The 24,540-nt window shown below is 66.2% G+C and carries 29 protein-coding genes; 19 read left to right on the top strand and 10 right to left on the bottom strand.

The features are described 5' to 3' along the window. Together PMI15_RS08570 and thiE are read left to right on the top strand one after the other, a co-directional pair. Positions 1-575, top strand: a 575-nt coding sequence (locus tag PMI15_RS08570; protein ID WP_007866800.1) for a thiazole synthase, incomplete at its 5' end; no start/stop codon positions are given. A 7-nt stretch (positions 576-582) separates the two neighbouring features. After that, on the top strand, positions 583-1,242 hold the full coding sequence (gene thiE / locus PMI15_RS08565; RefSeq protein ID WP_007866797.1) for a thiamine phosphate synthase: 660 nt from the start codon (positions 583-585) through the stop codon (positions 1,240-1,242). Here thiE and PMI15_RS08560 read toward each other — a convergent pair. Together PMI15_RS08560 and gstA are read right to left on the bottom strand one after the other, a co-directional pair. Further along, positions 1,221-2,327: an alkene reductase gene (locus PMI15_RS08560; RefSeq protein WP_007866793.1), complete on the bottom strand. Its 1,107-nt coding sequence runs from the start codon at positions 2,325-2,327 to the stop codon at positions 1,221-1,223. The two genes, thiE and PMI15_RS08560, sit on opposite strands and share 22 nt — an antisense overlap. A gap of 203 nt (positions 2,328-2,530) precedes the next feature. Beyond that, entirely contained in the window at positions 2,531-3,139 is a 609-nt protein-coding gene (gene gstA / locus PMI15_RS08555; RefSeq protein WP_007866790.1) for a glutathione transferase GstA, read from the bottom strand. A gap of 109 nt (positions 3,140-3,248) precedes the next feature. On the opposite strand from gstA, the gene PMI15_RS08550 reads away from it, so the two are divergent. The 4 genes from PMI15_RS08550 (at position 3,249) to PMI15_RS08535 (ending at position 6,182) form a co-directional block, all read left to right on the top strand. After that, positions 3,249-4,583: an AsmA family protein gene (locus PMI15_RS08550; RefSeq protein ID WP_007866787.1), complete on the top strand. Its 1,335-nt coding sequence runs from the start codon at positions 3,249-3,251 to the stop codon at positions 4,581-4,583. A 234-nt stretch (positions 4,584-4,817) separates the two neighbouring features. Next, on the top strand, positions 4,818-5,003 hold the full coding sequence (locus PMI15_RS08545) for a DUF1328 family protein (RefSeq protein ID WP_007866784.1): 186 nt from the start codon (positions 4,818-4,820) through the stop codon (positions 5,001-5,003). Further along, positions 5,004-5,315, top strand: a complete 312-nt coding sequence (locus PMI15_RS08540) for a hypothetical protein (RefSeq protein WP_007866782.1) — start codon at positions 5,004-5,006, stop codon at positions 5,313-5,315. Positions 5,316-5,333: 18 nt separating this feature from the next. Next, positions 5,334-6,182: a transglutaminase family protein gene (locus tag PMI15_RS08535; RefSeq protein WP_007866779.1), complete on the top strand. Its 849-nt coding sequence runs from the start codon at positions 5,334-5,336 to the stop codon at positions 6,180-6,182. Between the two features lie 10 nt (positions 6,183-6,192). Here the strand turns inward: PMI15_RS08535 and PMI15_RS08530 are convergent, their stop codons facing one another. Both PMI15_RS08530 and PMI15_RS08525 read right to left on the bottom strand, forming a co-directional pair. Next, the gene (locus PMI15_RS08530; RefSeq protein WP_007866777.1) at positions 6,193-7,077 is read right to left on the bottom strand and encodes a bile acid:sodium symporter family protein; all 885 of its coding nucleotides are present in this window, start codon (positions 7,075-7,077) and stop codon (positions 6,193-6,195) included. Then, positions 7,074-7,844 (bottom strand): class II aldolase/adducin family protein, encoded by a 771-nt coding sequence (locus PMI15_RS08525; RefSeq protein ID WP_007866774.1) that lies wholly within the window; start codon positions 7,842-7,844, stop codon positions 7,074-7,076. The genes PMI15_RS08530 and PMI15_RS08525 overlap by 4 nt, the downstream gene beginning before the upstream one ends. Before the next feature lie 94 nt (positions 7,845-7,938). Here PMI15_RS08525 and PMI15_RS08520 point away from each other — a divergent pair, with 94 nt between their 5' ends. Further along, positions 7,939-8,652, top strand: a complete 714-nt coding sequence (locus tag PMI15_RS08520) for a Crp/Fnr family transcriptional regulator (protein WP_036838097.1) — start codon at positions 7,939-7,941, stop codon at positions 8,650-8,652. Positions 8,653-8,658: 6 nt separating this feature from the next. Here the strand turns inward: PMI15_RS08520 and PMI15_RS08515 are convergent, their stop codons facing one another. The 3 genes from PMI15_RS08515 to PMI15_RS08505 all read right to left on the bottom strand — a co-directional run bounded on the left by PMI15_RS08515 (position 8,659) and on the right by PMI15_RS08505 (position 10,451). Continuing rightward, positions 8,659-8,922: a YkgJ family cysteine cluster protein gene (locus PMI15_RS08515; protein ID WP_007866769.1), complete on the bottom strand. Its 264-nt coding sequence runs from the start codon at positions 8,920-8,922 to the stop codon at positions 8,659-8,661. Positions 8,923-8,958: 36 nt separating this feature from the next. Then, positions 8,959-9,960 (bottom strand): tripartite tricarboxylate transporter substrate binding protein, encoded by a 1,002-nt coding sequence (locus PMI15_RS08510; protein WP_007866765.1) that lies wholly within the window; start codon positions 9,958-9,960, stop codon positions 8,959-8,961. A gap of 104 nt (positions 9,961-10,064) precedes the next feature. Further along, positions 10,065-10,451, bottom strand: a complete 387-nt coding sequence (locus PMI15_RS08505; RefSeq protein WP_007866762.1) for a helix-turn-helix domain-containing protein — start codon at positions 10,449-10,451, stop codon at positions 10,065-10,067. A 101-nt stretch (positions 10,452-10,552) separates the two neighbouring features. Here PMI15_RS08505 and PMI15_RS08500 point away from each other — a divergent pair, with 101 nt between their 5' ends. Further along, positions 10,553-10,876, top strand: a complete 324-nt coding sequence (locus tag PMI15_RS08500) for a multidrug efflux SMR transporter (RefSeq protein ID WP_007866759.1) — start codon at positions 10,553-10,555, stop codon at positions 10,874-10,876. A gap of 54 nt (positions 10,877-10,930) precedes the next feature. Here the strand turns inward: PMI15_RS08500 and PMI15_RS08495 are convergent, their stop codons facing one another. After that, positions 10,931-11,521 carry an NADPH-dependent FMN reductase gene (locus PMI15_RS08495; protein WP_007866756.1) on the bottom strand — a complete coding sequence of 197 codons (591 nt, stop codon included), beginning with the start codon at positions 11,519-11,521 and terminating at the stop codon, positions 10,931-10,933. A 99-nt stretch (positions 11,522-11,620) separates the two neighbouring features. Here PMI15_RS08495 and PMI15_RS08490 point away from each other — a divergent pair, with 99 nt between their 5' ends. From PMI15_RS08490 to PMI15_RS23990, 10 genes are all read left to right on the top strand, one after another. Next, complete coding sequence (locus PMI15_RS08490; protein WP_007866754.1) at positions 11,621-11,866, top strand: type II toxin-antitoxin system Phd/YefM family antitoxin; 246 nt, start codon at positions 11,621-11,623, stop codon at positions 11,864-11,866. Beyond that, a complete protein-coding gene (locus PMI15_RS08485) occupies positions 11,860-12,354 on the top strand; it encodes a type II toxin-antitoxin system VapC family toxin (RefSeq protein ID WP_007866751.1) in 495 nt (164 codons plus the stop codon). Before PMI15_RS08490 ends, PMI15_RS08485 begins: the two co-directional genes overlap by 7 nt. Before the next feature lie 35 nt (positions 12,355-12,389). Further along, the gene (gene mnmG, locus PMI15_RS08480) at positions 12,390-14,375 is read left to right on the top strand and encodes a tRNA uridine-5-carboxymethylaminomethyl(34) synthesis enzyme MnmG (RefSeq protein WP_007866745.1); all 1,986 of its coding nucleotides are present in this window, start codon (positions 12,390-12,392) and stop codon (positions 14,373-14,375) included. Beyond that, positions 14,375-15,034, top strand: a complete 660-nt coding sequence (gene rsmG / locus PMI15_RS08475; protein WP_007866742.1) for a 16S rRNA (guanine(527)-N(7))-methyltransferase RsmG — start codon at positions 14,375-14,377, stop codon at positions 15,032-15,034. Before mnmG ends, rsmG begins: the two co-directional genes overlap by 1 nt. 175 nt (positions 15,035-15,209) lie before the next feature. Next, complete coding sequence (locus PMI15_RS08470; RefSeq protein ID WP_007866740.1) at positions 15,210-15,836, top strand: LysE family transporter; 627 nt, start codon at positions 15,210-15,212, stop codon at positions 15,834-15,836. Positions 15,837-15,885: 49 nt separating this feature from the next. Further along, positions 15,886-16,656 (top strand): ParA family protein, encoded by a 771-nt coding sequence (locus tag PMI15_RS08465; RefSeq protein WP_007866738.1) that lies wholly within the window; start codon positions 15,886-15,888, stop codon positions 16,654-16,656. 74 nt (positions 16,657-16,730) lie between these two features. Continuing rightward, positions 16,731-17,297: an alpha/beta hydrolase gene (locus tag PMI15_RS08460; protein WP_007866735.1), complete on the top strand. Its 567-nt coding sequence runs from the start codon at positions 16,731-16,733 to the stop codon at positions 17,295-17,297. Positions 17,298-17,308: 11 nt separating this feature from the next. Further along, on the top strand, positions 17,309-18,628 hold the full coding sequence (locus tag PMI15_RS08455; RefSeq protein WP_007866734.1) for a serine hydrolase: 1,320 nt from the start codon (positions 17,309-17,311) through the stop codon (positions 18,626-18,628). A gap of 46 nt (positions 18,629-18,674) precedes the next feature. Continuing rightward, a complete protein-coding gene (locus tag PMI15_RS08450) occupies positions 18,675-19,613 on the top strand; it encodes a ParB/RepB/Spo0J family partition protein (RefSeq protein ID WP_007866731.1) in 939 nt (312 codons plus the stop codon). A 221-nt stretch (positions 19,614-19,834) separates the two neighbouring features. Then, a complete protein-coding gene (locus PMI15_RS23990) occupies positions 19,835-21,715 on the top strand; it encodes an ATP-binding protein (protein ID WP_007866727.1) in 1,881 nt (626 codons plus the stop codon). Positions 21,716-21,727: 12 nt separating this feature from the next. Here the strand turns inward: PMI15_RS23990 and PMI15_RS08440 are convergent, their stop codons facing one another. Next, entirely contained in the window at positions 21,728-23,152 is a 1,425-nt protein-coding gene (locus PMI15_RS08440) for an FAD-binding oxidoreductase (protein WP_007866724.1), read from the bottom strand. A 147-nt stretch (positions 23,153-23,299) separates the two neighbouring features. Next, on the bottom strand, positions 23,300-23,695 hold the full coding sequence (locus tag PMI15_RS08435) for an acid-shock protein (protein ID WP_007866720.1): 396 nt from the start codon (positions 23,693-23,695) through the stop codon (positions 23,300-23,302). A 209-nt stretch (positions 23,696-23,904) separates the two neighbouring features. On the opposite strand from PMI15_RS08435, the gene PMI15_RS08430 reads away from it, so the two are divergent. Further along, positions 23,905-24,468: a cob(I)yrinic acid a,c-diamide adenosyltransferase gene (locus tag PMI15_RS08430; RefSeq protein ID WP_007866717.1), complete on the top strand. Its 564-nt coding sequence runs from the start codon at positions 23,905-23,907 to the stop codon at positions 24,466-24,468. Positions 24,469-24,540: the final 72 nt, after the last annotated feature.

Here is a 24,540-nt window from a genome sequence, read left to right as displayed (position 1 = left end):
ATACGGCGGCCTGCCACAACGCCGAGGAGGCGGTCACGCTGGCGCAGATGGCGCGCGAGATTTTCGGCACGCCCTGGATCAAGCTGGAGGTCATAGGCGACGACTACACGCTGCAGCCCGACACGGTGGCCACGCTGCAAGCCGCGACCACGCTGGTGAAAGAGGGCTTTTCCGTGTTCGCCTACACCACCGACGACCTGGTGATGGCGCAGCGCCTGCATGCGGCGGGCTGCGCGGCGGTGATGCCCTGGGCCGCGCCGATAGGCACGGGCCGCGGGCCGCTCAACCCTTACGCGCTGGAAACCATGCGGCGGCGCCTGCCCGATGCGGTGCTGGTGGTCGATGCCGGCCTGGGCCGGCCCTCGCATGCCGCGCAGGTCATGGAGCTGGGCTTTGACGCCGTGCTGCTGAACACCGCGGTGGCGCAAGCCGGCGACCCGGTGCGCATGGCGCGCGCTTTTGCCGACGGCGTGGCGGCCGGCCGCGCCGCGTACGAATCCACACCCATGCCTGAGCGCGCGGCGGCGCAGGCTTCGACGCCGACAGTCGGTGTTCCCTTCTGGCATTCCTCTTGAGGCCGTTATGAATTCCTTTAAGCCGCTCACCGGCCCCATTGGTTTTTACCCTGTCGTGCCCGACGCCGCCTGGGTGCGGCGCCTGCTGGGCTGGGGCGTGCGCACCATCCAGCTGCGCATCAAGGCGGCGGACCACGATGCTGACGAGATCGCGTGGGAGGTGCGCACCGCGGTGGCGGCCGGGCGCGAGGTGCCGGGCGCGCAGGTGTTCATCAACGACCACTGGGAGCTGGCGCTGGAGGCCGGCGCTTACGGCGTGCACCTGGGCCAGGAAGACCTGGACACGGCCGACATTGCAGCCCTGTGCAAAGCCGGCGTGCGCCTGGGCCTGAGCACGCACACGCCGGCCGAACTGGCACGCGCCAAGGCGGTGCAACCCTCTTACCTCGCGATAGGCCCGATCTACCCGACCACGCTCAAGGTCATGCCTTATGAGCCCGTGGGCCTGGAGCGCCTGAAGTCATGGGCGCGGGACGCCGCGCCCTATCCCGTGGTCGCCATAGGCGGCATTTCGCTGGCGCTGATGCCGGGCGTGCTGGCCTGCGGCGTGGACGGGGTGGCGGTGGTCAGCGCGGTGACGCTGGCGGCCGACCCGCAAGAGGCCGCGCGCCAGGGCCTGGCCCTGGCGGCGCAGGCCCGCGGCACTCAGGCGGGCAGCGTCGGGTAGTCGGTGTAGCCTTTTTCGCCGCCGCCGTAAAAGGTGTTCTTGTCGGGCGTGTTGAGCGGTGCCCTGGCGCGCAGGCGTTCCACCAGGTCGGGGTTGGCGATGTAGGGCTTGCCGAAGGCCACCAGGTCGGCGCCGTCGGCCACGGCCTTTTCAGCGAGGTCCTGGTCATAGCCGTTGTTGACCATCCAGGCGCCCTTGCCGCCGGCCTTGCGATAGGCCGCCTTGAGCGCCGGGTAGTCGAAGGGCCGGTCGTCAATTTCACGCGGCCCGCCGGTGGCGCCCTCGATGATGTGGACATAGGCCAGGTTCAGGCTGGCGAGCTGCTTGACTACGTATTCAAACAAGGCCTGGGGCTTGCTGTCATGCACGTCGTTGGCGGGGGTGACGGGCGACAGGCGTATGCCGGTGCGGCCGCCGCCGACCGCGTCGGTCACGGCGCGCGTGACTTCCAATAGCAGGCGGGCGCGGTTTTCGATGCTGCCGCCGTAGTCGTCGCGGCGCTGGTTGCTGCCGTCTTTGAGGAACTGGTCCAGCAGGTAACCGTTGGCGCCGTGGATTTCCACGCCGTCAAAACCGGCGGTCTCGACCGCGTTGCGCGCCGCGGCCGCGAAGGTGTGCACGATGCCGGGGATTTCCCCGAGGTCGAGCGCGCGCGGCTCCGAGGTGTCGACAAAAGTCGGCACGCCGTTTTCGATCAGCACCGTTTTTGTTTTGGCGGTGATGGCCGAGGGCGCGACCGGCTTGCCGCCGTCGGGTTGCAGCTTGTTGTGCGAGACGCGGCCCACGTGCCACAGCTGCACGACGATCTTGCCGCCTTTGTCATGCACGGCATGGGTGACTTTTTTCCAGCTGTCCAGCTGCTCGCTGCCGTAGAGGCCCGGCACATCCGAATAGCCCTGGCCCTGGTGGCTGATGGCCGTGGCTTCGGTGATCAGCAGGCCGGCGCTGGCGCGCTGGGCGTAGTAAGTCCGCGCGATGGCCGGCGGCACGGCATTGGGCGAGCGGTTGCGCGTGAGCGGCGCCATGACGATGCGGTTGGCAAGGACGAGGTCACCGGCTTTGTTGGAGTCGAATAAGGTGGGCATGGCTTGGATCCTGAAGGGCTGAATGAAAACAGGGCCAGTTTGGCCCTGTTTCGATTGGCTTGCCCAACACGGGTTGCTAAATCCGTGGTATTTGGAGCCCACGGGCAAAACCAGCGGGGGCCGCGGAACCGGCTTTGCCGGGCCGCAGGCGCCGCCCCCTTGAGGGGGGAACAGGCTACACGCAGTGAGCCTGGACGGGGGTGCTATTTAGTCAACCCCTCATGCTTCATGGCGACCTGCACCGAAGGCCGCGCAGCAATGCGCTCACGAAACGCGGCGAGATTGGCAAAGCCCGAAATATCCACGCCGACGCGCGGCGCCCAGTTGCAGACGGTAAAAAGATAGGGATCCGCCACGCTGAAGGCGTCGCCCATGAGGTACTGCTTGCCGGCGAGCTGGCCGTCCACCCACTTCAGGCGCGACATCAGCTTGTCGATGACGATGGTCTTGTAGTCGGCCGGCGTGGCGGCGTTGAACAGCGGGGTGAAGCCGCGGTGCAGCTCCATGCCGATAAAGGTCAGCCAGGACTGCAGCTTGTAGCGCTCCAGCGTGCCGTTGGCCGGCGCGAGTTTTTTCTCGGGCACCTGGTCGGCGATGTACTGCACGATGGCCGGGCCTTCGGCGATGCGCGTGCCGTCGTCGAGCTCCAGCAGGGGCACATAGCCCAGCGGGTTGATGGTGTAGTAGTCGGTGCCGTCTTCGAGCTGGTGGGTCTTGGTGGGCGCCAGCACGTGTTCGAACTTCAGGCCGGACTCATGCAGTGCGATGTGGGTGGACAGCGAACAGGCGCCGGGAGAGTAATAAAGCTTCATGGTGTCTCGTCCTTTGGGGTGTGGCGGGAATGTTGCAGAGCATCCGATGCTAGCCGCATCGGCGGATTTTTGCTGGGGGAGCGGGCCATGGGCGCGCCACAATAGCCGCATGGCAAAAGTTTTCAAATGGCTGGTGTTCCTGGCCCTGGGTTTGATGGTGTTGCTGGCCGTGGTGGCCTTCACGCTGCACCGCTGGGTCAGCACCGATGATTTCCGCCAGCGCATGGAGCGCGAGGCTTCGGCCGCGCTGGGCGTGCCGGTGGCGCTGGACCGGGTCGCCGTGGACGTCTGGCCGCTGCCGGCGGTGGCGCTGAGCGGCATCTCCGTCAAAAGCAAGCCGCCGATCACCTTGGAGCGCCTGGAAGTGCGGCCGCGCTGGCAGCCGCTGCTGACGGGAAAACTGGCTGTGGCAACCCTGCTGGTGCGCAAGGCAGTGCTGCCGCAGCAGGGCATTGACGCGGTGCTGCTCCTGCTGCAAAAGAAAAAAACCCCGGCGCAGGCTGCAGCCGCCGCGCCTTCCACGCCGCCAGGGCAGGCCCCCATGGACTGGCTGCCGCGCCGCACCGTGCTGGACGAGGTGACCTGGATCAGCGCCGCGGGCGCGCGCACCACGGTGAATGCCGAAGCCGCGCTGGGCGACGACGGCCTGCCGGACAGCGTCTCGCTCAAACTGGTCAAGGGCAACCTGCAGGGCCTGGAAGCCAACTTGAAGCGCGAGGAACCCAAGGCCGGCGCCGTGGGCGACGAATGGGCCTTGCGCGTGGATGTGGGTGGCGGCAAGGTCGAGGGCAAGCTGGGCCTGAAGAAAGTGCCCGCGACGGCCGCGCGGGAGGAACTGGAGCTGCAGGGCAAGCTGCAGACAAAAGACGTCGAGGTGTCGGCGCTGACCGCGCCCAGCAAATCGCTGACGGGCCGGCTGGAAGCCTCCACCACGCTGCACGCGCGGGCCGCGACCACGGGCGCGCTGGTGGAGGCGCTGCAGACCCAGACCACTTTCACGGTGCGCAATGCGGTGCTCAACGGGCTGGACCTGGCCAAGGCGGTGAGGACCATAGGCCTGAGCCGCGGCGGCCAGACCGCGCTGGACACCCTGGCCGGGCAGGTCAGCACCCAGGGCAAGTCGGCGCAGCTGACCAACCTGGTGGCGAGTTCGGGCGCGCTGAGCGCGACCGGCAATGTCGCCATCTCGCCGGCCAAGGCGCTGAGCGGGCGCGTCAGCGTGAGCGTGGCCGGCGACAGCAAACTGGGCAGCGCCATAGGCGGCGCGGTGGGCGTGCCTTTGACGGTGGGCGGCACGCTGGACAACCCCGAAGTGACGCTGTCGCGCTCGGCCCTGCTGGGCGCGGCCATAGGCACGGCGCTGCTGCCCGGCGTGGGCACCGGCGCCGGCGCCAACCTGGGCGACCGCGTGGGTGAGGGCTTCCGCAGCCTGTTCGGCAAGTAAACCTCGTAGCCCCCGTGCCTTGGGGCTATTGTGCTGCTGAAAATATAGCAGGCCGGTACCGCCGCGCCCTTGTCCTACAGCGCCTGGCGGGTGCTGCTGATGGGGCAGGGACTGGCGCACTTTTAGCATGGAGACTGGCCGCGGCGCTTTGTCGCGGCGCACAGACCCCGGCCCCCGGCCGGCATGCCCGTTCGCGCATGTGCCGGGCCGCCACCCCTTCCACAGGAGGCCAAGATGCTCAAGTACGCGATTATTTTTGCGCTGATTTCACTGATTGCCGGCGCCCTCGGCTTCGGCGGCGTGGCGGCGGGCGCCGCCGGCATCGCCAAGATCCTGTTTGGGCTGTTCCTGATCCTGGCGGTCATCTTCCTGCTGCTGGCCGCCCTGGGCGTGGGCGCGGTGAAAAAGGTCCTCAAGTAGATGACGCCACAAAAAGTGGATCGCGCCCCCGTGCCGCCGGCATCGCTGGCGTCGCGCTTTCGGCAGCGGCTGTTTCATCCGTGGTCGGGAGCGCGCGCGCCGTCGCAGCCGCCCGAGCCCGTCGCGAAACGCAAAATCACCTTCCAGGCCAGCATTGCCGAATTCCTGCTGGTGAACCGGCTGCGCGCGCGCCGGCGCGCCCAGCCTTCGGCCGACGTGCTGGAACGCGCCGCGCGCATTGTGTTTGTGACCTGCCAGAACTGGTTTGCCCAGCCGCGCCGCGGCAGCCCCGACCACCGGACCCGGCTGTGACGGCCCCAGGGTTGACCCATGCACACCGCCCTGATTGAATCCCTGCTGGAATACGAAGTCGGCAGCCCCGCGCACTTTCTGTTCAATATCGAGACGGCTTTCCACGAAGGCCACCATGTGGTGGAGGAGCGCCTGACCATCACGCCCAGCATGAAGGTGCGCAACTTCTGCGACGAGCGCAGCGGCAACCGCTTCATACGCCTGGATGCGCCCAAGGGGCTGCTGTCGGTCAACTACCGCACGCGCGTGGAACTGCATCCCGCGCCCGTCCCGCTGCACCTGGAAGAAACGCCGGTGACCGGCGTGCCCGACGACGTGCTGCGCTACCTGATGCCCAGCCGCTATTGCGAGTCCGACGTGATGAGCCGCGCGGCGCAGCAGCTGTTCGGCCAGCTGCCGCCCGGCATCGGCCGGGTGCGCGCCATCGAGAGCTGGATCCACGAGTCCATCAACTACTTCCCAGGCTTCAGCGACTCCACGACCTCGGCGCAGGAGGTGTTTGTGCAGCGCGCGGGTGTGTGCCGCGATTTCGCCCATCTGGGGATCACCTTCTGCCGGGCCCTGAACATCCCGGCGCGGCTGGTGGTGGGCTATGTGCACTTCGAGGAACCGCCGCAGGATTTCCATGCGGTGTTTGAAGCCTGGCTGGAGGGCCGCTGGGTGATTTTCGACCCGACGCGCATGGCACCCATAGACCGGCTGGTGCGCGTGGGCACGGGGCGCGACGCCAAGGACGTGGCCTTCGCCACCATCTTCGGCGACGTGCGCATGACCCGCAAGGAACTGACGGTAGAGGAGGGCGACATGCCGCCGCGCCCGCCCGGCGCGTCCCAGGCGCCGCCCCTGCTGACCGTGGTGAACGCCTAGGCCGCCAGGCTCACTGCGGCTGCACGGCCGGCACCGGCCGGCTCTTTCGCTTGAGCACCAGCAGCCCGAACAGCGTGGCCGTGACATACATGCTGAAGGAGTAGATGGCCGCGGGCAGGGCCAGCTGGAAGTTGTTCAGCACGGCCAGCGCGATGAAGATGGCCAGGGTTGCGTTGTGGATGCCGATCTCATAGCTGATGGCGGTGGAGATCGGCTTGTCCAGTCCCGTCGCCCGCGATACGTAATAACCGGCCAGCAGGCTCACGAGGTTGAAGGCCAGCACGGCCGGGCCTATGGCCGCGAAGCCGCCGCTCAGCGCCTGCCACTCCTTGACGATGGCGCCCACGGCCACCACGACCAGCACGATGATGCTGAAGACCTTGGTGGGGTTCTCGCTGCGCGCGGCCCAGCCGGGCCTGACGGTGCGCAGCCACATGCCTATGGCCACGGGCACCAGCACGATGAGGATGACCTCCACCACCTTGCCGAACTGCAGCGGCACCACCTGGCCGGTCTTGGCGAAGGTGTTGATGGCCCAGTTGGCGATCAGCGGCATGGTGACGATGGACAGCAGGGTGTTGATGGCGGTCAGCGAGATGTTCATCGCGACGTTGCCGCCGAACAGGTGGCTGAACAGGTTGGCCGAGATGCCGCCGGGCGAGGCCGCCAGCAGCATCAGGCCCACGGCGAACAGCGGCGGCACATTGAGCAGCACGATGATGGCGTAGCAGGCCACGGGCAGCACGATGACCTGCAGCACCAGCGCCACCACCACGGCCTTGGGGTATTTGAGCAGGCGGGTGAAGTCCTCGACCTTGAGCGTCAGGCCCAGGCCCAGCATGACCAGGGCCAGGGCCGCCACCAGCAGCTGCGCGACGATGGGGGAGCCGTTCATGACTTGTAGCTTTCGTCAAGCTTGTCGAGCTTGCGGATCAGCGAGGGCCAGACAAAGGCCCCGCCCATGCCGCCGGTCTGCACGCGCATGGCTTCGGCCACGCCTTTGACGATCAGCGGGTTGACCTCGGTCAGCGGGCCGCCCGCCTGGGCATCGAGCTGGATGCGGCAGGTGTTCTCGAAGGTGTACATGCTCAGAAACGCGTCGGCAATCGTCTTGCCCACGACCAGCAGGCCGTGGTTGCGCAGCATCAGGAAATTGGCCTTGCCCAGGTCCGCCTGCAGGCGCGGCTTTTCCTCGTCGCGAAAGGCCACGCCCTCGTAGGCGTGGTACGCGAGGGAGGCCAGCACAAAGGTCGATTGCTGGCTGATGGGCAGCACGCCGCACTGCTGGGCGCTCACGGCCACGCCGGCGCGCGTGTGGGTGTGCAGCACGCAGCCGGCATCGGCGCGCGCCTCATGCACCGCGCTGTGGATCACAAAGCCGGCCGGGTTGACCGGGAAGGGCGAGTCAATCACCTTGTTGCACTGGCCGTCGACCTTGACCAGGCTGGAGGCCGTGATCTCGTCGAACATCAGGCCGTAGGGATTGATCAGGAAGTGATGGTTGCCGGCGCCCGACACCGACTCGGGCAGTTTGACGCTGATGTGGGTGAAGACCAGGTCGCTCCAGCCGTAGAGCGCGACCAGGCGGTAGCAGGCGGCGAGGTCGCAGCGCAGCTGCCATTCTTCGGCGCTGACGACTTCCTTGAGGGAGGGGATATGCATGGGGTTTGTCTCCGGGGTAATGCTTTGACTGAACTCAGGTGCACGATACGTCCGCGCTTGACGGCGAACTGTCAAAAATTTGACAATTGGCCGCATGCCTATCGTTCCCGCGACAGCCTCGCCTTCTTCATTGATGGACCGCATGTCGGCCAACCCCTGGTTTGGCGCGCTGCCGCTGGCCGACCGGCAGGCCTTGCTCGGCTCGGCCGAACTGCTGCGCCTGCGGCCCGGCGAGATGCTGTTTCGCCAGGGTGATGCGCCCGGCGGTTTTTACGGCCTGCTGGGCGGGCAGCTCAAGATCTCCTCGCTGCGCGAGGACGGGCGCGAGGCCATCCTGGTGGTGCTGGAGGCGGGCAACTGGATTGGCGAGATCTCGCTGATGGACGGCGAGCCGCGCACCCACGATGCCACGGCGCTGTCGGCGGCCGAGGTGCTGGTGGTGCCGCAAGCCGCTTTTGCCGCGCTGATGGAGGGCGCGCCCTTCGCGCGGGCGGTGGCGGGGCTGCTGGCGGCGCGCGTGCGCTCGCTCTACGGCATGGTGGAGGACGCGGCGCTGCGCTCGACCCGCGCGCGCGTGGCGCGCCGCCTGCTGCTGCTGGCGCGCGGCGACGCCACCATGGCGCCCAAGGCCAGGCCGGCGGTGCCGGTGTCGCAGGAGGCGCTGGCCATGATGCTGGGCATCAGCCGGCAGACGCTGTCGGTGGAGCTCAAGGCCATGGTGGAGCAGGGCGCCATTGCGCTGCGCTACCGGCGCATAGAGATTGTCTCGGCCGCGCGGCTGGAGGCGCTGGGCAATGTGTCGCCTTAGCGCGGGTTAGCGCGGACCGGGCCGCGTATCGCTTTCGAGCCGGCCCAGCCAGAGCATGGCGGCGCCCGCATCGCTGCCGCACATCTCGGCCGAGGCCATGAGCTGGCCGCAGACGGCGGGCCGCTCGGGCCGGCCGAAGATCCGGCAGCGGTTGCCTTCATCAAGCTGCACGCAGCGCACACCGGCCGGTTTGCCTTGCGGCATGCCGGGGATGGCGGAGCTGATGGAGGGCGCGATGCAGCAGGCGCCGCAGCCGGGGCGGCAGTTCATGGTGCTCGCTTCTGTTTGGGCTTGGGAAGTGGGGGCTTAATCAGGCTTGATTTTCGCCCGGTCGGCGACCAGCTTCCAGCGCGCCTGCTCGGTCTTGATGAAGGCGCCGTACTGCGCCGGCGTGTCGCCGACGGGCTGGGCCGTGTCGCCACGCAGGCGTTCGGTGGCCTGCGGGTTGCGCATGGCCTTGTTGCAAGCTTCGGCGATGCGGTCTATGTTGGCCTGCGGCATGTTGGAGGGCGCGTTCAGGCCGTACCACTGCGTCATCTCAAAACCCGGGTAGCCGCTTTCGGCGACCGTGGGCACGTCGGGCAGCTGGGGCAGGCGCTCCTTGGTGCCGGTGGCGATGCAGCGCAGCTTGCCGGACTTGATGTGGGCCAGGATGGCGGGCGCGCCCACGCTGGCGGCTTCGAGCCGGCCGGCCAGCAGGTCGGTGAGCTGCGGGCCGGTGCCGCGGTAGGGCACATGCAGCACGAAGATGCCGGTGGCCATCTTCAGGTATTCAAAGGCCAGGTGGCCGGCGCTGCCGTTGCCGGCCGAACCGTAATTGAGCTGGCCGGGCCTGGCCTTGGCCAGCGCGATGAACTCCTTGAGGTTGTTGGCGGGCACGCTGGAATTGATCACGTAGAGGCTGGGCACCTTGGCCAGCAGCGAGATGGGCTTGAAGTCCTTGTTGGTGTCGAAGGGCAGCTTGTCGAAGATGAAGGGGTTGACCGCCATGGTGCCGATGTGGCCCAGGATGATGGTGTGGCCGTCGGTGGAGGCCGCGCATTCCTGCATCGCGATGTTGCCGCTGGCGCCGGGCTTGTTCTCGACGAAGACGGTCTGGCCCAGGCTTTTGGTCAATTCATTGGCGGCCGAGCGCGCGACGATTTCAGAGCTGCCGCCGGGCGCGAAGGGCACGAGCAGGCGTATCGGTTTGCTGGGCCAGCCGGCCTGCGCGTGCAGCAAGCCCGGAAAGGCTGAGGCCGCGGCGATGACGCCGCCGGCCTTGAGGCCGAATTGCAGTGCACCGCGGCGCGTGTTCGTGTGTTTCATGTGTCTGTCTCCCGGTCGTTGTCTTGGGCCCAATATAGGACCGTACTCGCGCCGCCGCGCTACGTGATTCCGCTAATGAGGCTAACCCTGCCGCGCTGCGCGGGCTAGTTGAAAGATGCGTCGAAACGTTCGCGCGCGGCCTTGAGCTTCTGGTGGTTGCGCTCGGCCCAGTTGTCCAGCGGGATCAGGGTTTCGCTGAGGGATTCGCCCAGCGCGCTGAGCTGGTATTCCACATGAGGCGGCACGGTCTGGCGGTCAAAGCGCAGCACCAGGCCGTTGCGCACCAGTTCCTTGAGGGTCTGCGTCAGCATTTTTTGCGAGATGCCTTCGATCTTGCGCATCAGTTCGTTGTTGCGCACCGGGCCGCCGGCCAGTGCCGGGATCACCAGCAGCGCCCATTTGCTGGCGACCAGCTCCAGCGCCTGGCGCGAAGGGCAGGCCTGGCTAAACACAGTGGAGGAATCGGTGTCGGGCGTGTCGGGAATTGTCATGGTTACCAAAAGGTGCGTACTTGCCTATGGGTAATCGTAAACCTAAGCTGGCGGCTCTTCCACCTTTAACCCTTCAACCCCGTTCCCAAGAAAGACTCCCAATGGCCTGGTTTTATCTACTCGCCGCAAGCATTGTCGAAATCGCGATGGCCTTGCTCCTCAAATCTTCCCAGGGTTGGACCCGGCTCTGGCCCAGTGTGCTGGGCGTGGCCGCGGCGGGCGCCAGCATTTTCTTTTTGACGCATGCCGTCAAGACCTTGCCCGTGGGCACGGCTTACGCGATCTGGACCGGCATAGGCTCGGTCGGCGTGACCGTGATCGGCATCCTCTGGATGGGCGAAAGCGCCACGCCGCTGCGCCTGCTGTGCGTGGCATTTGTCGTGGCCGGCATGGTGGGCCTGCGCCTGCTGGACGGCGCGGCGTGATGAGCCCTCGCGCACAGGGGCCTCGCCGCCGCACCCTCTATATATGAGGTGGTGTCAGGCCGCCAGCCGGGCGCTGGCGAACAGCACCTGGTCGATCACGGCCTGCACGTTCTTGAGGCTGGCCTCGTTGACCAGTTTGCCTTCGGCATCAAAGGCGTCGCCGGCGCGGCTCAGGGCAAAGGCCTTGGGCGCGACCCAGCACTGCGCGTTGAGCAGCAGCGGCACCAGGTGGCTTTGCGAACGCAGGCCGCCCAGCGCGCCGGGCGAGGCGCTAAGCACGCCCACCACCTTGCCGCTGAAGGACTTGAAGCCCTCGTGCCAGGCCGGGTCGCTCTTGACGGGGCTGGACACCCAGTCGACGGTGTTTTTCAGCAGCGCGGTGTAGCTGCCGTTGTATTCAGGCGAGCAGATGATCCAGGCCGGGTGCTCGTACATGATCTGCTTGAGCTTCATGACGTCGGGCGGTGTGCCCTTGGCCTCGAGGTCGGCGTTGTACATGGGAATGTCGAAGTCCGCCAGTTCGATATGGGTGACTTCGGCGCCGCTGGCACGCGCCAAGGCGGCCGCGACATGGGCCAGCTTGCGGTTGTAGGAATTCTGGCGGGTGCTGCCGGCGAAGATCAGAAGTTTTTGGGGGGCGTTCATCGTCCGATTTCACCACAGGCCGCAAGGTGAAAAACTGCCTGCGGAGCGCTTTGCAAGCACAACCCGCTAAAATGTACAAAACATTGAGATTTGTACAAAATGCATACCATCGCACTTAGTGAGTTTCGCGCCAATGCCTCCGCCATGATCGACCTGGTGGAGCAGGGTGAAACTGTCCGCATACTCCGGCACGGCAAGCCGGTGGCTGAACTCGTGCCCCTGAAGGCCGAAGACGACGCCGCCAAGGTACCGAACTGGAAAAAGCCGTTTGAACCCGTGGTCCTGCCGCCCGGCGTGTCGCTGTCGCAGGCGGTGCTGGACGAGCGGAATGAATCACCATGGTAAAGAGGGCGCAAGCCGCTTATGCGCCGCAGGCGGTTTCCGCCACCCGGGTGGTGGCGCGCGACGGCGACGCGCGGCTGATGTTCGACGCCTCGGCGTTGACCAAACGCTACGCCAGCGAAGCCGGGCGCGACCGGGTGCTGATGTTGTTCGAGGCCGCCAGCGAGCTGCTGGTCGCGGCGCATTGCAAGACCGAGGTGGCTTCGGCGCTGCTGCGGCGCCGGCGTGACGGCAGCCTGCCGGCGCCGGAATTTGACCGGGCCTGGGCGGCGGCGCAGCGCGACGTGGCCGACATGACGCTGGTGCCGCTGGACGCGCATGTCGAGCGCTTTGCTTTTGCCGCGATGGAGCAGGGGCCTTTGCGCGGCATGGACGCCCTGCATGTGGGCAGCGCGCTGGCCAGCCGCGTGGACCTGTTCGTCACGGCCGACCGGCGCCAGGCGCAGGTGGCGCGCGGCATGGGTTTGGCCACCGAATTGATCGAGAGTTAATAGTCAGTAGCGGCCGAGAGGCCTGAAGGTTGGATATGTTTTACCCCCAAGAATTTGACGTGATCGTGGTCGGCGGCGGCCATGCCGGCACCGAGGCCGCCCTGGCTTCGGCCCGCATGGGCTGCAAGACCTTGCTGCTCTCGCACAACATCGAGACGCTCGGCCAGATGAGCTGCAACCCCTCGATAGGCGGCATCGGCAAAGGCCATCTGGTCAAGGAAGTGGACGCCCTGGGCGGCGCGATGGCGCTGGCCACCGACGAAGGCGGCATCCAGTTCCGCATCCTGAACAGCTCCAAGGGCCCCGCCGTGCGCGCCACCCGGGCCCAGGCCGACCGCATTCTGTACAAGGCGGCGATACGCCGCAGGCTGGAGAACCAGCCCAATCTCTGGCTGTTCCAGCAGGCCGTCGACGACCTGATGGTGGAGGGCGACCGCGTGGTCGGCGCCGTCACCCAGGTCGGCATCAAGTTCCGCTCGCGCACCGTGGTGCTGACGGCCGGGACTTTCCTGGACGGCAAGATCCATGTGGGCCTCAACAATTACTCGGCGGGCCGTGCGGGCGACCCGCCGGCGGTGTCGCTGTCCAGCCGGCTCAAGGAGCTCAAGCTGCCGCAGGGCCGGCTCAAAACCGGCACGCCGCCGCGCATAGACGGCCGCACGATTGACTTCAGCAAATGCATCGAGCAGCCGGGCGACGGCATGCCCGGCGGCATTGAAGGGCCGGTCCCGGTGTTCAGTTTTATGGGCAGCAACATCGCCCATCCACGCCAGGTGCCGTGCTGGATCACCCATACCAACGAGCGCACCCACGAGATCATCCGCTCCGGTTTTGACCGCAGCCCCATGTTCACCGGCAAGATTGACGGTGTCGGTCCGCGCTACTGCCCTAGCGTGGAAGACAAGATCAACCGCTTCGCCGACAAGGACAGCCACCAGATTTTCCTGGAGCCCGAGGGCCTGACCACCCACGAGATCTACCCCAACGGCATCTCGACCAGCCTGCCTTTCGACATCCAATATGACCTGGTGCGCTCCATGGCCGGCATGGAAAACGCCCACATCCTGCGGCCCGGCTATGCCATCGAGTACGACTACTTCGACCCGCGGGCGCTCAAGTCGAGCTTTGAAACCCGGGCGATTGGCGGCCTGTTTTTCGCCGGGCAGATCAATGGGACGACTGGTTATGAAGAGGCGGCGGCCCAGGGCTTGTTCGCCGGCATCAATGCCGCGCTGCAATGCCAGGGCAAGGATGCCTGGCTGCCCAAGCGCGACGAGGCCTACCTCGGCGTGCTGGTCGACGACCTGATCACCAAGGGTGTGACCGAGCCTTACCGCATGTTCACCAGCCGGGCGGAGTTCCGCCTGATGCTGCGCGAGGACAACGCCGACATGCGCCTGACCGAAAAAGGCCGGGAGCTGGGCCTGGTCGACGACGCCCGCTGGGACGCCTTCAACCGCAAGCGCGACACGGTTTCACGTGAAACAGCCCGGCTTCGCGGCATCTGGGTCAACCCCAACAACCTGCCGGCGGCCGAGGCCGAGCGTGTGCTGGGCAAGTCGATTGAGCGCGAGTACAACCTGCTGGACCTGCTGCGCCGCCCCGACGTGAACTACGCCGGGCTGATGTCGCTGGAGGAGGGTAAGTACGCCAACCCCGAACTGGCGGCCGAGGCCGCGGCCAGCGACGACCTGGCCAAAAGTGTGATCGAGCAGATCGAAATCACCGCCAAGTACGCCGGCTACATCGACCTGCAGAAGACCGAAGTCGAGCGCGCCGCCCACTATGAAAATCTCAAGCTGCCGGCCGACCTGGACTACCTGCAGGTTTCGGCCTTGAGTTTTGAGGCGCGCCAGACCCTGGCAAAGCACAGGCCTGAAACCCTGGGAATGGCTTCGCGCATCTCGGGCATCACACCGGCCACCGTCTCCCTGCTGCTGGTGCACCTGAAAAAGAACCTGTGGAAAAACACGGTTCCGCTCCAGGCAGCTGGCGCCGCCAACGAAAAAGCCAAAGCCTGATGCGGGCCGGTGAACAGGATTTGCGCGCCGGCCTGAAGGCGCTGCAGCTGGACCTGGGTGATGCCCAGGTTGGCCAGTTGCTGGATTACCAGGACCTGATCGGGAAATGGACCAAGGTCTACAACCTGACGGCGGTGCGCGACCCGGCCGAAATGTTGACCCACCACCTGCTGGACAGCCTAGCCGCGGTGCTTCCGCTGCGGCGCCACCTGCAAAAAGCCGGGCTGGGGCAGGGCGCCCGTCTGCTGGATGTGGGTTCGGGCGCCGGCCTTCCGGGTGTGGTGATTGCGATCTGCTGCCCGGAAGTGGCCGTCACCTGTGTGGACACGGTCGCCAAAAAAGCCGCCTTTATCAAGCAGGCGGCGCTGGCGCTCAAGTTGCCCAATCTCTCGGGATTGCATGCCCGGGTCGAAACCATTGCCACGCCGTTTGAGGTGATCTGCTCCCGGGCCTTCGCCTCGCTGGCTGATTTCAGCAATTGGTCTGTCGATGCCCTGGCGCCCCAAGGTGTCTGGATGGCGCTCAAAGGCAAACATCCGGCGGAGGAAATCGCCGCCTTGCCGGCCGGCGCCGAGGTGTTTCACGTGGAACAGCTGCAGGTTCCAGGGCTGAATGCCGAGCGCTGCATTGTCTGGATGCGCAAAAAGACTGCTCCCTGAGCCCGGTTGAGGGGGGGCTGGGAGAGGGCAATGCCACCCGACCCGTTGTTCGGGCACAAAAAGAAACCGTCCCAAACACGGAATCGGCCCTGATTGGCCGATTTGGCATTTGGGCGGCACACCCCTGTCGTAAACTCGGTTCCTCTTTCTTTTCTCTACTTTCTGGAGAACCTCCATGTTGGGCTCATTTGTCGGCATCGCCGACTACGGTGCTTTTGTCGTCGCCATCATTGTGTTTTTGCTGATTCCCGGCCCGGGCAACCTCGCGCTGATCACTTCGACCAGCAAGGGCGGCATTGCCGGCGGCCTGGGCGCGACCCTTGGTGTGATCGCCGGCGACCAGGTTTTGCTCTGGGCGGCGGTGGCCGGTGTGTCGGCCATCATGGCGGCTTACCCGACGGCTTTCCACATCGTCCAGTGGGCCGGTGCCATTTATCTGGCCTGGCTGGGCATCAAGATGCTGGTGGCCAAACCTGGTGACGCACCCCTGCTGAACATCAAGCCCCGCCACTACTTCCAGCAGGCCACCCTGATCACCTTGCTGAATCCCAAGGCCATTGTTTTTTACATGGCCTTCTTCCCGTTGTTTGTGGACCCGGCCCAGCACCAGGGCCTGAAGACCTTTGCCGTGATGGCGGCCACGATTGCCGGGCTGACTTTCCTGTACGGCCTGTGCTCGGTGATGATCACCTACCACCTGGCCGAGCGCATACGCGCCAACCCGAAAATCACGGCGATCCTGAACAAGCTGGCCGGCATTTTCCTGATCGGCTTCGGCCTCAAGCTCGCGGTCTCCAAATAAGCCGTCATCGCATTTCGCGTCCTCTTCCGAACAAAAACTAAAAGCACACATGGCCAAAATATTCTGCATTGCCAACCAAAAGGGCGGGGTGGGCAAGACCACCACCACGGTGAATCTGGCGGCGGGGCTGGCAAAAGTCGGCCAGCGGGTGTTGATGATCGACCTGGACCCGCAGGGCAATGCCACCATGGGTTCGGGTGTGGACAAGCGCCAGCTCGAGATGACGGTCTACGACGTGCTGCTCGAATCTGCCTCGGTGGCCGAGGCGCGGGTGCGCAGCGAGAAATGCGGCTACGACGTGCTGGGCGCGAACCGCGAACTGGCCGGCGCCGAGGTCGAGCTGGTCGATGTCGAGCGCCGCGAAAAGCGCCTCAAGCTCGCGCTGGCCGAAGTCGACAGCCAGTACGACTTCGTGCTCATCGACTGCCCGCCGTCCCTCAGCATGCTCACGCTCAACGGCCTGTGCTGCGCGCACGGCGTGATCGTGCCCATGCAGTGCGAGTACTTCGCGCTCGAAGGCCTGACCGACCTGGTCAACACCATCAAGCAGGTGCACGCCAACCTCAACAAGGATTTGCAGATCATCGGCTTGCTGCGCGTGATGTTCGACCCGCGCATCACCCTGCAGCAGCAGGTCAGCGACCAGCTCAAGGAGCATTTCGCCGACAAGGTCTTCAACACCGTGATCCCGCGCAATGTGCGCCTGGCCGAAGCGCCCAGCTACGGCCTGCCCGGCGTGGTGTTCGACCCGTCCTCCAGGGGCGCGCAGGCTTTCATCACCTTCGCCGAAGAGATGGTCGACCGCATCAAGGCGATGTAATCAGGATTGGCTGAAATCCGCATGAACAGGCGATTTGTAGCTATCAATACAGTAGCAATCGACCTCCGCGCGCCATGAACCCCCGCAATGTCTTGATACTCCCCGGCTGGCAAAACAGCGGCCCCGGCCACTGGCAAAGCCGCTGGGAGAATGCGCACGGCTATACGCGGGTCGAGCAGCACGACTGGATGCGGCCGCTGCGCGGCGACTGGAGCGCGCGGCTTGAAGAGGTGCTGCTTTCCTGCGACGGGCCGGCCGTGCTGGTCGCGCACAGCCTGGGCTGCATGCTGACCGCCGCCTGGGCTTCGCACTCGCGCAACACCCATCGCGTCAAGGCCGCGCTGCTGGTCGCGCCGCCCGACGTGGAGCGCGCGGACGTGTGCCAGATGCTGCCGGGCTGGGCGCCCGTGCCGCTGCGCAAGCTGCCCTTTCCCGCCGTGGTGTTCTGCAGCAGCGACGACCCCTTTTGCGCGCCCGAGCGCGCCCGCCGGTTCGCGGCGGCCTGGGGCGCCGAGTTCGTCGAAGCCGGGCCGCGCGGCCACCTCAATGCCGACAGCGGCCTGGGCGACTGGCCCGAGGCGTTTGAAAAATTGCAGCGCCTTCAGGCATTGCCTGCTTCTCTCCAACACAGCCATTCATAACAAGAGAACCCATGCCCTTGCCCCGCTCTTTCGCCCGCTCCCGTTCTCATTGGGCGTCCACCGCACTGGCCGTGGCCGCCCTGGCCGCCTCGCTCGCCTGCCCCGCGCTGCATGCCGAGCCCGATGAAGAACTGCTTGGCAAATCGCAGGGCTACCCGCTGGGCAACGCCAGCACCTGGTACAGCAATCCTTACCGTATCGGCTCCTGGTCGGCCATGGACAAGGTGCCCGGGGTGCAGGTCCGCGCGGTGGCGCGCCCCGCTGAGGCCAGCCCCTTGCCGCGCGCGGCCAGCCCCGCGTCCATCAGCTACCGCTACAAGAACACCCACTACACGCTGGCCGACTACCTGGACCGCCAGCGCACCACCGGCCTGCTGGTGCTGAAAAACGGCGAGATCGTCGCCGAGCACTACCGCTACGGCCGCAAGGACGACGCGCGCTTTCTGTCCTTCTCCATGGCCAAGAGCGTGACCTCGATGCTGGTTGGCAAGGCGCTCTCGCTGGGGCTGATCGCCTCGCTCGACGACCCTGCCGAAAAATACGTCAAGGAACTCGCCGGCAGCCCCTATGGCGCGACCACCCTGCGCCAGTTGCTGCGCATGAGCTCGGGCCTCACTTTCACCGAGCGCTACGACGGCAAGGACGACATCGCGCGCCTCTCGCGTGCCGGCGCCGGTGCGCCCGGTGCGGGCAAACCGGTGGATGTGCTCAAGTCCATCACCGACCGGCATTCGCCGCCCGGTGAAAAATTTGTCTACGCCGGCTCGGAGACCGACGTGCTGGGCCGCGTGGTGGCGGCCGCCGCCGGCAAGAACATGTCCGAGCTCACCACCGAGTGGATCTGGAAACCCATGGGCGCAGAGCACGACGCCTTCTGGCGCGTCTCGGTCGATGGACAGGAGCAATCCTACGGCGCCTTCAACGCCAGCCTGCGCGACTGGGCGCGGCTGGGCCAGCTGCTGGCCAATGACGGCCGCGCGATTGACACGAGCACCGGCAAGCCCGGCGCGCTGCAGGTCCTGCCGCCGGACTATTTGCTGGACGCCACCGACGCGACGCGCCAGCCGCCGGCCTTCAGGCCGCGCACGGCCACGCCCTACTTTGGCTACGGCTACCAGTTCTGGCTCATGCCGATGCGGTCGCGCACATTTGCGATGCAGGGCATCCACGGCCAGACAGTCTATGTACAGCCCTCAACCGGCATCGTGCTGGTGATGACATCGGCCTGGGAGCAGGCCAGCGGCAAGCAGGACGTGCAACCTTACGAAGAGCGCGACGCCCTGTGGCGCGGCGTGCTGCAGTCCCTCGGCGGCAGCCTCACGCCCCCTTGAACACTGCTCCATACATAAACATTGACGAATTGAAGGAATAGAAACCATGGTCACCAAAAAACCCAAAGGCCTGGGCCGCGGACTCGAAGCATTGCTGGGCCCCAAGGTCAGCGAAAGTGCGACCGACGCCGAGAACGCCAGCAACACCGCCAACAGCCCGGGCCTGCCGGCCTCGCTGCGGCTGGAAGACATGGTCGCCGGCCAGTATCAGCCGCGCACCCGCATGGACGAGGGCGCGCTCTACGAGCTTGCCGAATCCATCAAGGTGCAGGGCATCATGCAGCCCATCCTGGTGCGGCGCCTGACTTCCGGTGCCAACGACGGCAAGTATGAAATCATCGCCGGCGAGCGGCGCTTCCGTGCGGCCAAACTGGCCGGCCTGGACAGCGTGCCGGTGCTGGTGCGCGACGTGCCCGACGAGTCGGCCGCCGCCATGGCGCTGATCGAAAACATCCAGCGCGAAGACCTCAACCCGCTTGAAGAAGCGCAGGGCCTGCAGCGCCTGGTCAGAGAGTTCGGTCTCACGCACGAACTCGCCGCGCAGGCCGTGGGCCGCTCGCGCAGCGCCGCCTCCAACCTGCTGCGTTTGCTCAACCTGGCCGACCCGGTACAGACCATGCTGATGGCCGGCGACCTGGACATGGGCCATGCGCGCGCGCTGCTGGCCCTGGACCGCGCCGCGCAGATCACCGCGGCCAACCAGATCTCGGCCAAAAAAATGTCGGTGCGCGAGGCCGAAAGCCTGGTCAAAAAACTCAGCGCCGAGTTCTCGCTCAAGCCGCAAAAAGCCGCGAAAGAAAAATCGCGCGACACCCGCCGCGTTGAGGAAGAACTGGCCGATCTGCTGATGGCCGACGTGGAAGTGCGCGTCAAGAAGCAGGTCAAGCGCAACGGCCGGCGCGAGGACATGGGCGAGGTGGCCATACAGTTCGCATCCATGGACGAACTCAACGGGCTCATCGAGCGGCTACGCGGCAACAAATAGCCCGCCTGGCCCGCCCGGGCAAAGGCCCTTCACGCTCCGCCGCAGCCCCCTCCAGGGGGCTTTTTCCTTTCCGCTTCGGCACCAAGGGCATACCCAAATAGTGTTATTTATTCAACATGTTTGAGTAATAAAGTGCTAATCTTTGGGCTCAAGGGCGCGGCCAGGTCTTCGGGCGTCCCTCCGGAGTTGGCCGCACCGGCGAAGAAGCAATGGGGTCCGCCATGCGCACCTTTGATCTGAGCCACATCAGGAGGCATACCGTCCTGGTTGCCGCGGGCCTGGCCATGGCCATGGGTATCGTGGCGCTGCTGGGCTGGGTGCTGCAGCTGGACATCCTGAAAAGCCTGATACCGGGCGCCGTCCAGATGAAACCCAACACGGCCGTCGGCCTGTGCCTGTGCGCCGCGGCCCTGCTCGTGGGTATGCGTCGCCATGAGAAAAGAATGCGCTACTGGGGCTACGGCCTGGCCGCTGCCGTCAGCGCCATCGGCGCGGCCACGCTGTTTGAATACCTCTTCGCGGTCGACCTGAAGATCGATGAGCTGCTGTTTCGCGACGGGGCCAATGCCTACAACCTGGCCCCCGGCCGCATGTCGCCCTTCAGCGCCTGGACATTCTTCATGCTGGGCATGGGGTTGGGCTTTGTGCGCTGCCGCCACGCGGGTTGGCTGGCCTATGTGTGCGGCGGCCAGGTTGCCAGCATAGGCGCGGTCAGCCTGCTGGGCTACCTCTGGCATGCCAGCGAGCTGGTCACGGACGTCTGGCTGCCGCCCGTGGCGGTCAACACCGCGCTGGCCTTCACCGCCCTGGGGCTTGCCGTCGCCGCCGCGCATGCCCGCGACACCTCGCTCAGCAGCGTGGAAACCGAGCTCTCCCCGCTGGAGGTCAAGGTGGTGCTCGCCATGGCCGGCACGCTGGTGGTCCTGGTGGCATCGGCCAGCTACACCTATCGCTCGGTGGTGGCCTTTACCGGGCACGCCGACCACATGGCGGCCGACCAGCAGCAGCATGTCGCGGCGCTCAAGGCCTCGCTGGCGCGCGCGCAGCGGGTGGCGGCCGAAGCACTGTCCGCCTCACCGGGCGCGCCGCTGCCGGCCGGCTACGGCGATGCGGGCGACTCCTTCGCCAGCGTGGTGCTGTTCGCGGAGCTCTCCCGGCTGGGGCGGGAGCTTGAAACCGCGCAGCAGTCGCTGCGGCACGAGCAGGCCGGCCCCCTGGAAAAAGGCCGCACCACCATGCTGGTGTCGCTCCTCGTCACCATAGGGCTGGCGGTGGCGGTGTTTGTCGTGCTGATGGCATCGGTCAGGCGGGAGATGAGCCGCAACATCCTGGCGCGCGCGGAGATCTTCGCGCTCAACAAGCACCTGGAGCAGCGTGTGCACGAGCGCGCCGCCGAACTCAAAGCGGCCAACGAGCGCCTGAACACCTTCATGAGCCTGCTGGCCCACGACCTCAGGCAGCCCCTGATCTCCCTGGGCAGCTTCGGCGAACTCCTGGACCGCCGGCTGCTTGAAACCAAGGACGCGCAGGGCCGCAAGCTCATGCAGCGCATCCTGCGCGCCACCCGGCAGGTGGACGCCTGCGCCGACGCCTTGCTGGAACTGGAACGCGTCTCCAGCAGAAGCCTGTGGATACAGACGGTGGATGTCAGCGGGCTGGTGAAGGCCATGGTCAGGCAGCTGCGCGAGCAGGAGCCGGGTCGGCGGGTGAGGCTTTTTGCCGGGCCCACACGGCCCGCGCACGCCGACCGCAGCCTGCTGGCGGTGGTGGTGTGGCATGTGGTCGGCAATGCCTGGAAATTCAGCGCCGCCCGCGACGTTTCGGAGATAGAGGTCGGCTGCGGCCAGGATGAGTCCGGCGTGCCGATGTGGTGGATCCGGGACAACGGCGTAGGCTTTGACATGGCCCATGCCGACAAGCTGTTCATGCCCTTCCAGCGGCTGCACGCGGCGGACGAATTCCCCGGCCTGGGCGCGGGCCTGGCCATTGTCCACGCCGTGGTGGCACGGCACAGGGGGAGGGTGTGGGCGCACTCGGAGCCTGGGCGGGGCGCCACGTTTTTCTTCACGCTCGCCGAACCCGGCCTCAAGGCCGGGGGCTGAGGTGATGCGGCTTCAGGATAGCGAAAAAATCTTGCCCGGGTTCATGATGTTCTTCGGGTCCAGCGCGCGCTTGATGGTGCGCATCATGTCGACCGCGCCGTCGCCGGTTTCCGTCACCAGGAAGTCCATCTTGTGCAGGCCCACGCCGTGTTCGCCGGTGCACGTGCCTTCCAGCGCCAGCGCGCGTGTCACCAGCTTGTGGTTCAGCGCTTCGGCCACTTCGCGCTCCTTGGGGATGGTCGGGTCAATCAGGTAGCCGAAGTGGAAGTTGCCGTCGCCGACGTGGCCGACCAGGAAGTAGGGGATGCCGCTGGCGTCGACTTCGGCCACCGATTCGAGCAGGCAGTCGGCCAGGCGCGAGATCGGCACGCAGGTGTCGGTGGAGATCGCGCGGCAGCCGGGCCGCGACTGGATGGCCGCGAAGTAGGCGTTGTGCCGCGCCGTCCACAGGCGCGTGCGCTCTTCCGGCGTGCTGGCCCATTCAAAGGCATTGCCGCCGTGGCCGCTGGCGAGTTCCTGCACCAGCTCGGCCTGCTCTTTCACGCTGTTGGGAGAACCGTGGAACTCCATCAGCAGCATGGGCTCCTCGCGCAGCGTGAGCTTGGAGTGCGCGTTCACCATGCGCACGGTGTTGTGGTCGATGAGCTCCACGCGCGCGATCGGCACGCCCAGCTGTATCACCTCGATGGTGGTGCGCACGGCCGCCTCGATGCTCGGGAAGGAACACACCGCGGCCGAGATGGCCTCGGGCAACGGGTAAAGCCGCACGGTGACTTCGGTGATCACGCCCAGCGTGCCTTCGCTGCCCACCATGAGGCGGGTCAGGTCGTAGCCGGCCGATGATTTTTTGGCGCGCGTGCCGGTGCGTATCACGCTGCCGTCGGCGGTGACGACTTCCAGCGCCAGCACGTTCTCGCGCATGGTGCCGTAGCGCACGGCATTCGTGCCGCTGGCGCGCGTGGCGCTCATGCCGCCCAGGGTCGCGTCGGCGCCCGGGTCTATGGGGAAGAAGAGGCCGGTGCTTTTGACTTCCTCATTGAGCTGCTTGCGCGTGACGCCCGGCTGCACGGTGACGGTCAGGTCTTCGGCATTGATGGACAACACCTTGTTCATGCGGCTCACGTCGATGCTGATGCCGCCCTGCACGGCCAGCAGGTGGCCTTCCAGCGACGTGCCCACGCCAAAGGGGATCACGGGCACGTTGTACTGGCCGGCCAGCTTGACCGCATCGGCCACGTCCTGCGTGCTTTCGGCGAACACCACGGCCGAAGGCGGCGGCGCGGCGAAAGAGGACTCGTCGCGGCCGTGCTGCTCGCGTACCACCAGGGCTGTGGAGCAGCGCTCGGCAAAACGGGCTTTCAGCGCGTCAATCAGCGCCGCCGGCGTCTCGCGCTGGTGGATTTCGGGAAGCAGGTGCTGGGGAAGGGGGGCGTTCATGGTTGTCTCCGGATCGGTGGCACAGTTTACGACGTGTGCATCCTTTCCGCCATGTTCCGCCGAGGCGGCCCCGCAGACCCCGCGGCCCCGGCCGAGGGAGAAGAGGAGAAGGGCATGAAAGCGGGGCGATGGTCACCCCGCGAGAGGTCAGGAGCCCGTGGCGGCCTTGGTGAGCTCGGCCAGCGAGATAAAGGAGTCGTGGTTGGTGTCGATCTGCTCGAAACGCTGTGCCACGGCCGGCAGGTGTTCGGCCTCCTGGCGGTCCAGCTTGCCGTCCTTGTTGGCGTCGGCGCGGTTGAAAGCCGCCTCGACGTCCTTGGACGTGGTGCGGTTCTGTGGCACGGCACCCGGGGTGGCGGAGGGCGCCATCTGGGAGGGCGGGCTGCCGGGGCTGGCCGGCGAAGAGGGTGCGGTCTGGGCCCGCGCGGCGCCGGCAGCGCCCGCGGCCAATGCGGCCACCAGCAGCACGCTGCGCAACTCGAAGCCGGGAATAGAATGTTTTGAATGTTTTGCGGGGGATGTTGCCGTCGTGTGCATGGTCATGCGAGGAGTCTTTCAAAGAGTGAACAAGCCGCCATTGCAACCCAGCCGGCGCCTCGCGGCTAGCGGTTTTTCAGGGTGTTGCCTCACTCACATGATGGCCTACGACGACACATTTTCTTGCCCGACGTAACGCTTGCCGATTAAGTCTCTTATTAGTCCCTTTGCTTCATTGACTTTTCTTCATTGCGCTTCATCGCGCATCGCACACCATGGCCAACAGACTTTCACAGATCGCAACCCGCACCGGCGACAACGGCACCACCGGCCTGGGGGACAACACGCGCGTATCCAAGGACAGCCTGCGCGTCCATGCCATGGGCGACGTCGACGAACTCAACTCGCACATCGGCGTGCTGCTCTGTGAAGAGCTGCCGCCCGGTGTGCGCGAGTTGCTGGTGGAGGTGCAGCACCAGCTCTTCAACCTGGGCGGCGAGCTGTCCATCCCGGGCTTTGAGCTGCTCAAGCCCGAGGCGGTGGCGCTGCTCGACGAGGCGCTGGCCGAACACAACGCGAAACTGCCGCGCCTAGCCGAGTTCATCCTGCCGGCCGGCTCGCGCGCCGCCTCGCTGGCCCATGTGTGCCGTACCGTGGCGCGCCGCGCCGAACGCGCCGTGGTGGCACTGGGCGCGGCCGAGCCCCTGAAGGATGCCCCGCGCCAGTACCTCAACCGCCTGAGCGACCTGCTGTTCGTGCTGTCGCGTGTGCTTAACCGCATGAACGGCGGCGACGATGTGTATTGGAAGAGCGAACGCATGGCACGCGCTACCGAATAGACACTCAAAAACCCCTCCTGGCGTTGTTGCGCCGCCTTGCCGTGCTGGTGCACTGTCTGCGGCGGCGCGCCT

The organism is Polaromonas sp. CF318 (genome assembly GCF_000282655.1).
GTDB lineage: Bacteria > Pseudomonadota > Gammaproteobacteria > Burkholderiales > Burkholderiaceae_C > Polaromonas.
The sequence above is the reverse complement of the archived record's forward strand: the minus strand, read 5'-3'. Positions and strand labels throughout refer to the sequence as shown.

Bases quoted from the DNA above. Each gene is read 5' to 3' on its own strand.
- PMI15_RS08435 (WP_007866720.1), bottom strand. From the start codon at position 23,695: ATGACCATGCACACGACGGCAACATCCCCCGCAAAACATTCAAAACAT.
- PMI15_RS08495 (WP_007866756.1), bottom strand. From the start codon at position 11,521: ATGAACGCCCCCCAAAAACTTCTGATCTTCGCCGGCAGCACCCGCCAG.
- PMI15_RS23990 (WP_007866727.1), top strand. From the start codon at position 19,835: ATGCGCACCTTTGATCTGAGCCACATCAGGAGGCATACCGTCCTGGTT.
- PMI15_RS08550 (WP_007866787.1), top strand. From the start codon at position 3,249: ATGGCAAAAGTTTTCAAATGGCTGGTGTTCCTGGCCCTGGGTTTGATG.
- PMI15_RS08520 (WP_036838097.1), top strand. From the start codon at position 7,939: ATGCCTATCGTTCCCGCGACAGCCTCGCCTTCTTCATTGATGGACCGC.
- PMI15_RS08560 (WP_007866793.1), bottom strand. From the start codon at position 2,327: ATGCCCACCTTATTCGACTCCAACAAAGCCGGTGACCTCGTCCTTGCC.
- PMI15_RS08515 (WP_007866769.1), bottom strand. From the start codon at position 8,922: ATGAACTGCCGCCCCGGCTGCGGCGCCTGCTGCATCGCGCCCTCCATC.
- PMI15_RS08535 (WP_007866779.1), top strand. From the start codon at position 5,334: ATGCACACCGCCCTGATTGAATCCCTGCTGGAATACGAAGTCGGCAGC.
- PMI15_RS08545 (WP_007866784.1), top strand. From the start codon at position 4,818: ATGCTCAAGTACGCGATTATTTTTGCGCTGATTTCACTGATTGCCGGC.
- PMI15_RS08440 (WP_007866724.1), bottom strand. From the start codon at position 23,152: ATGAACGCCCCCCTTCCCCAGCACCTGCTTCCCGAAATCCACCAGCGC.
- PMI15_RS08450 (WP_007866731.1), top strand. From the start codon at position 18,675: ATGGTCACCAAAAAACCCAAAGGCCTGGGCCGCGGACTCGAAGCATTG.
- PMI15_RS08465 (WP_007866738.1), top strand. From the start codon at position 15,886: ATGGCCAAAATATTCTGCATTGCCAACCAAAAGGGCGGGGTGGGCAAG.
- PMI15_RS08500 (WP_007866759.1), top strand. From the start codon at position 10,553: ATGGCCTGGTTTTATCTACTCGCCGCAAGCATTGTCGAAATCGCGATG.
- PMI15_RS08455 (WP_007866734.1), top strand. From the start codon at position 17,309: ATGCCCTTGCCCCGCTCTTTCGCCCGCTCCCGTTCTCATTGGGCGTCC.
- PMI15_RS08470 (WP_007866740.1), top strand. From the start codon at position 15,210: ATGTTGGGCTCATTTGTCGGCATCGCCGACTACGGTGCTTTTGTCGTC.
- gstA (WP_007866790.1), bottom strand. From the start codon at position 3,139: ATGAAGCTTTATTACTCTCCCGGCGCCTGTTCGCTGTCCACCCACATC.
- thiE (WP_007866797.1), top strand. From the start codon at position 583: ATGAATTCCTTTAAGCCGCTCACCGGCCCCATTGGTTTTTACCCTGTC.
- PMI15_RS08525 (WP_007866774.1), bottom strand. From the start codon at position 7,844: ATGCATATCCCCTCCCTCAAGGAAGTCGTCAGCGCCGAAGAATGGCAG.
- PMI15_RS08490 (WP_007866754.1), top strand. From the start codon at position 11,621: ATGCATACCATCGCACTTAGTGAGTTTCGCGCCAATGCCTCCGCCATG.
- PMI15_RS08510 (WP_007866765.1), bottom strand. From the start codon at position 9,960: ATGAAACACACGAACACGCGCCGCGGTGCACTGCAATTCGGCCTCAAG.
- PMI15_RS08485 (WP_007866751.1), top strand. From the start codon at position 11,860: ATGGTAAAGAGGGCGCAAGCCGCTTATGCGCCGCAGGCGGTTTCCGCC.
- rsmG (WP_007866742.1), top strand. From the start codon at position 14,375: ATGCGGGCCGGTGAACAGGATTTGCGCGCCGGCCTGAAGGCGCTGCAG.
- PMI15_RS08530 (WP_007866777.1), bottom strand. From the start codon at position 7,077: ATGAACGGCTCCCCCATCGTCGCGCAGCTGCTGGTGGCGGCCCTGGCC.
- mnmG (WP_007866745.1), top strand. From the start codon at position 12,390: ATGTTTTACCCCCAAGAATTTGACGTGATCGTGGTCGGCGGCGGCCAT.
- PMI15_RS08430 (WP_007866717.1), top strand. From the start codon at position 23,905: ATGGCCAACAGACTTTCACAGATCGCAACCCGCACCGGCGACAACGGC.
- PMI15_RS08505 (WP_007866762.1), bottom strand. From the start codon at position 10,451: ATGACAATTCCCGACACGCCCGACACCGATTCCTCCACTGTGTTTAGC.
- PMI15_RS08540 (WP_007866782.1), top strand. From the start codon at position 5,004: ATGACGCCACAAAAAGTGGATCGCGCCCCCGTGCCGCCGGCATCGCTG.
- PMI15_RS08460 (WP_007866735.1), top strand. From the start codon at position 16,731: ATGAACCCCCGCAATGTCTTGATACTCCCCGGCTGGCAAAACAGCGGC.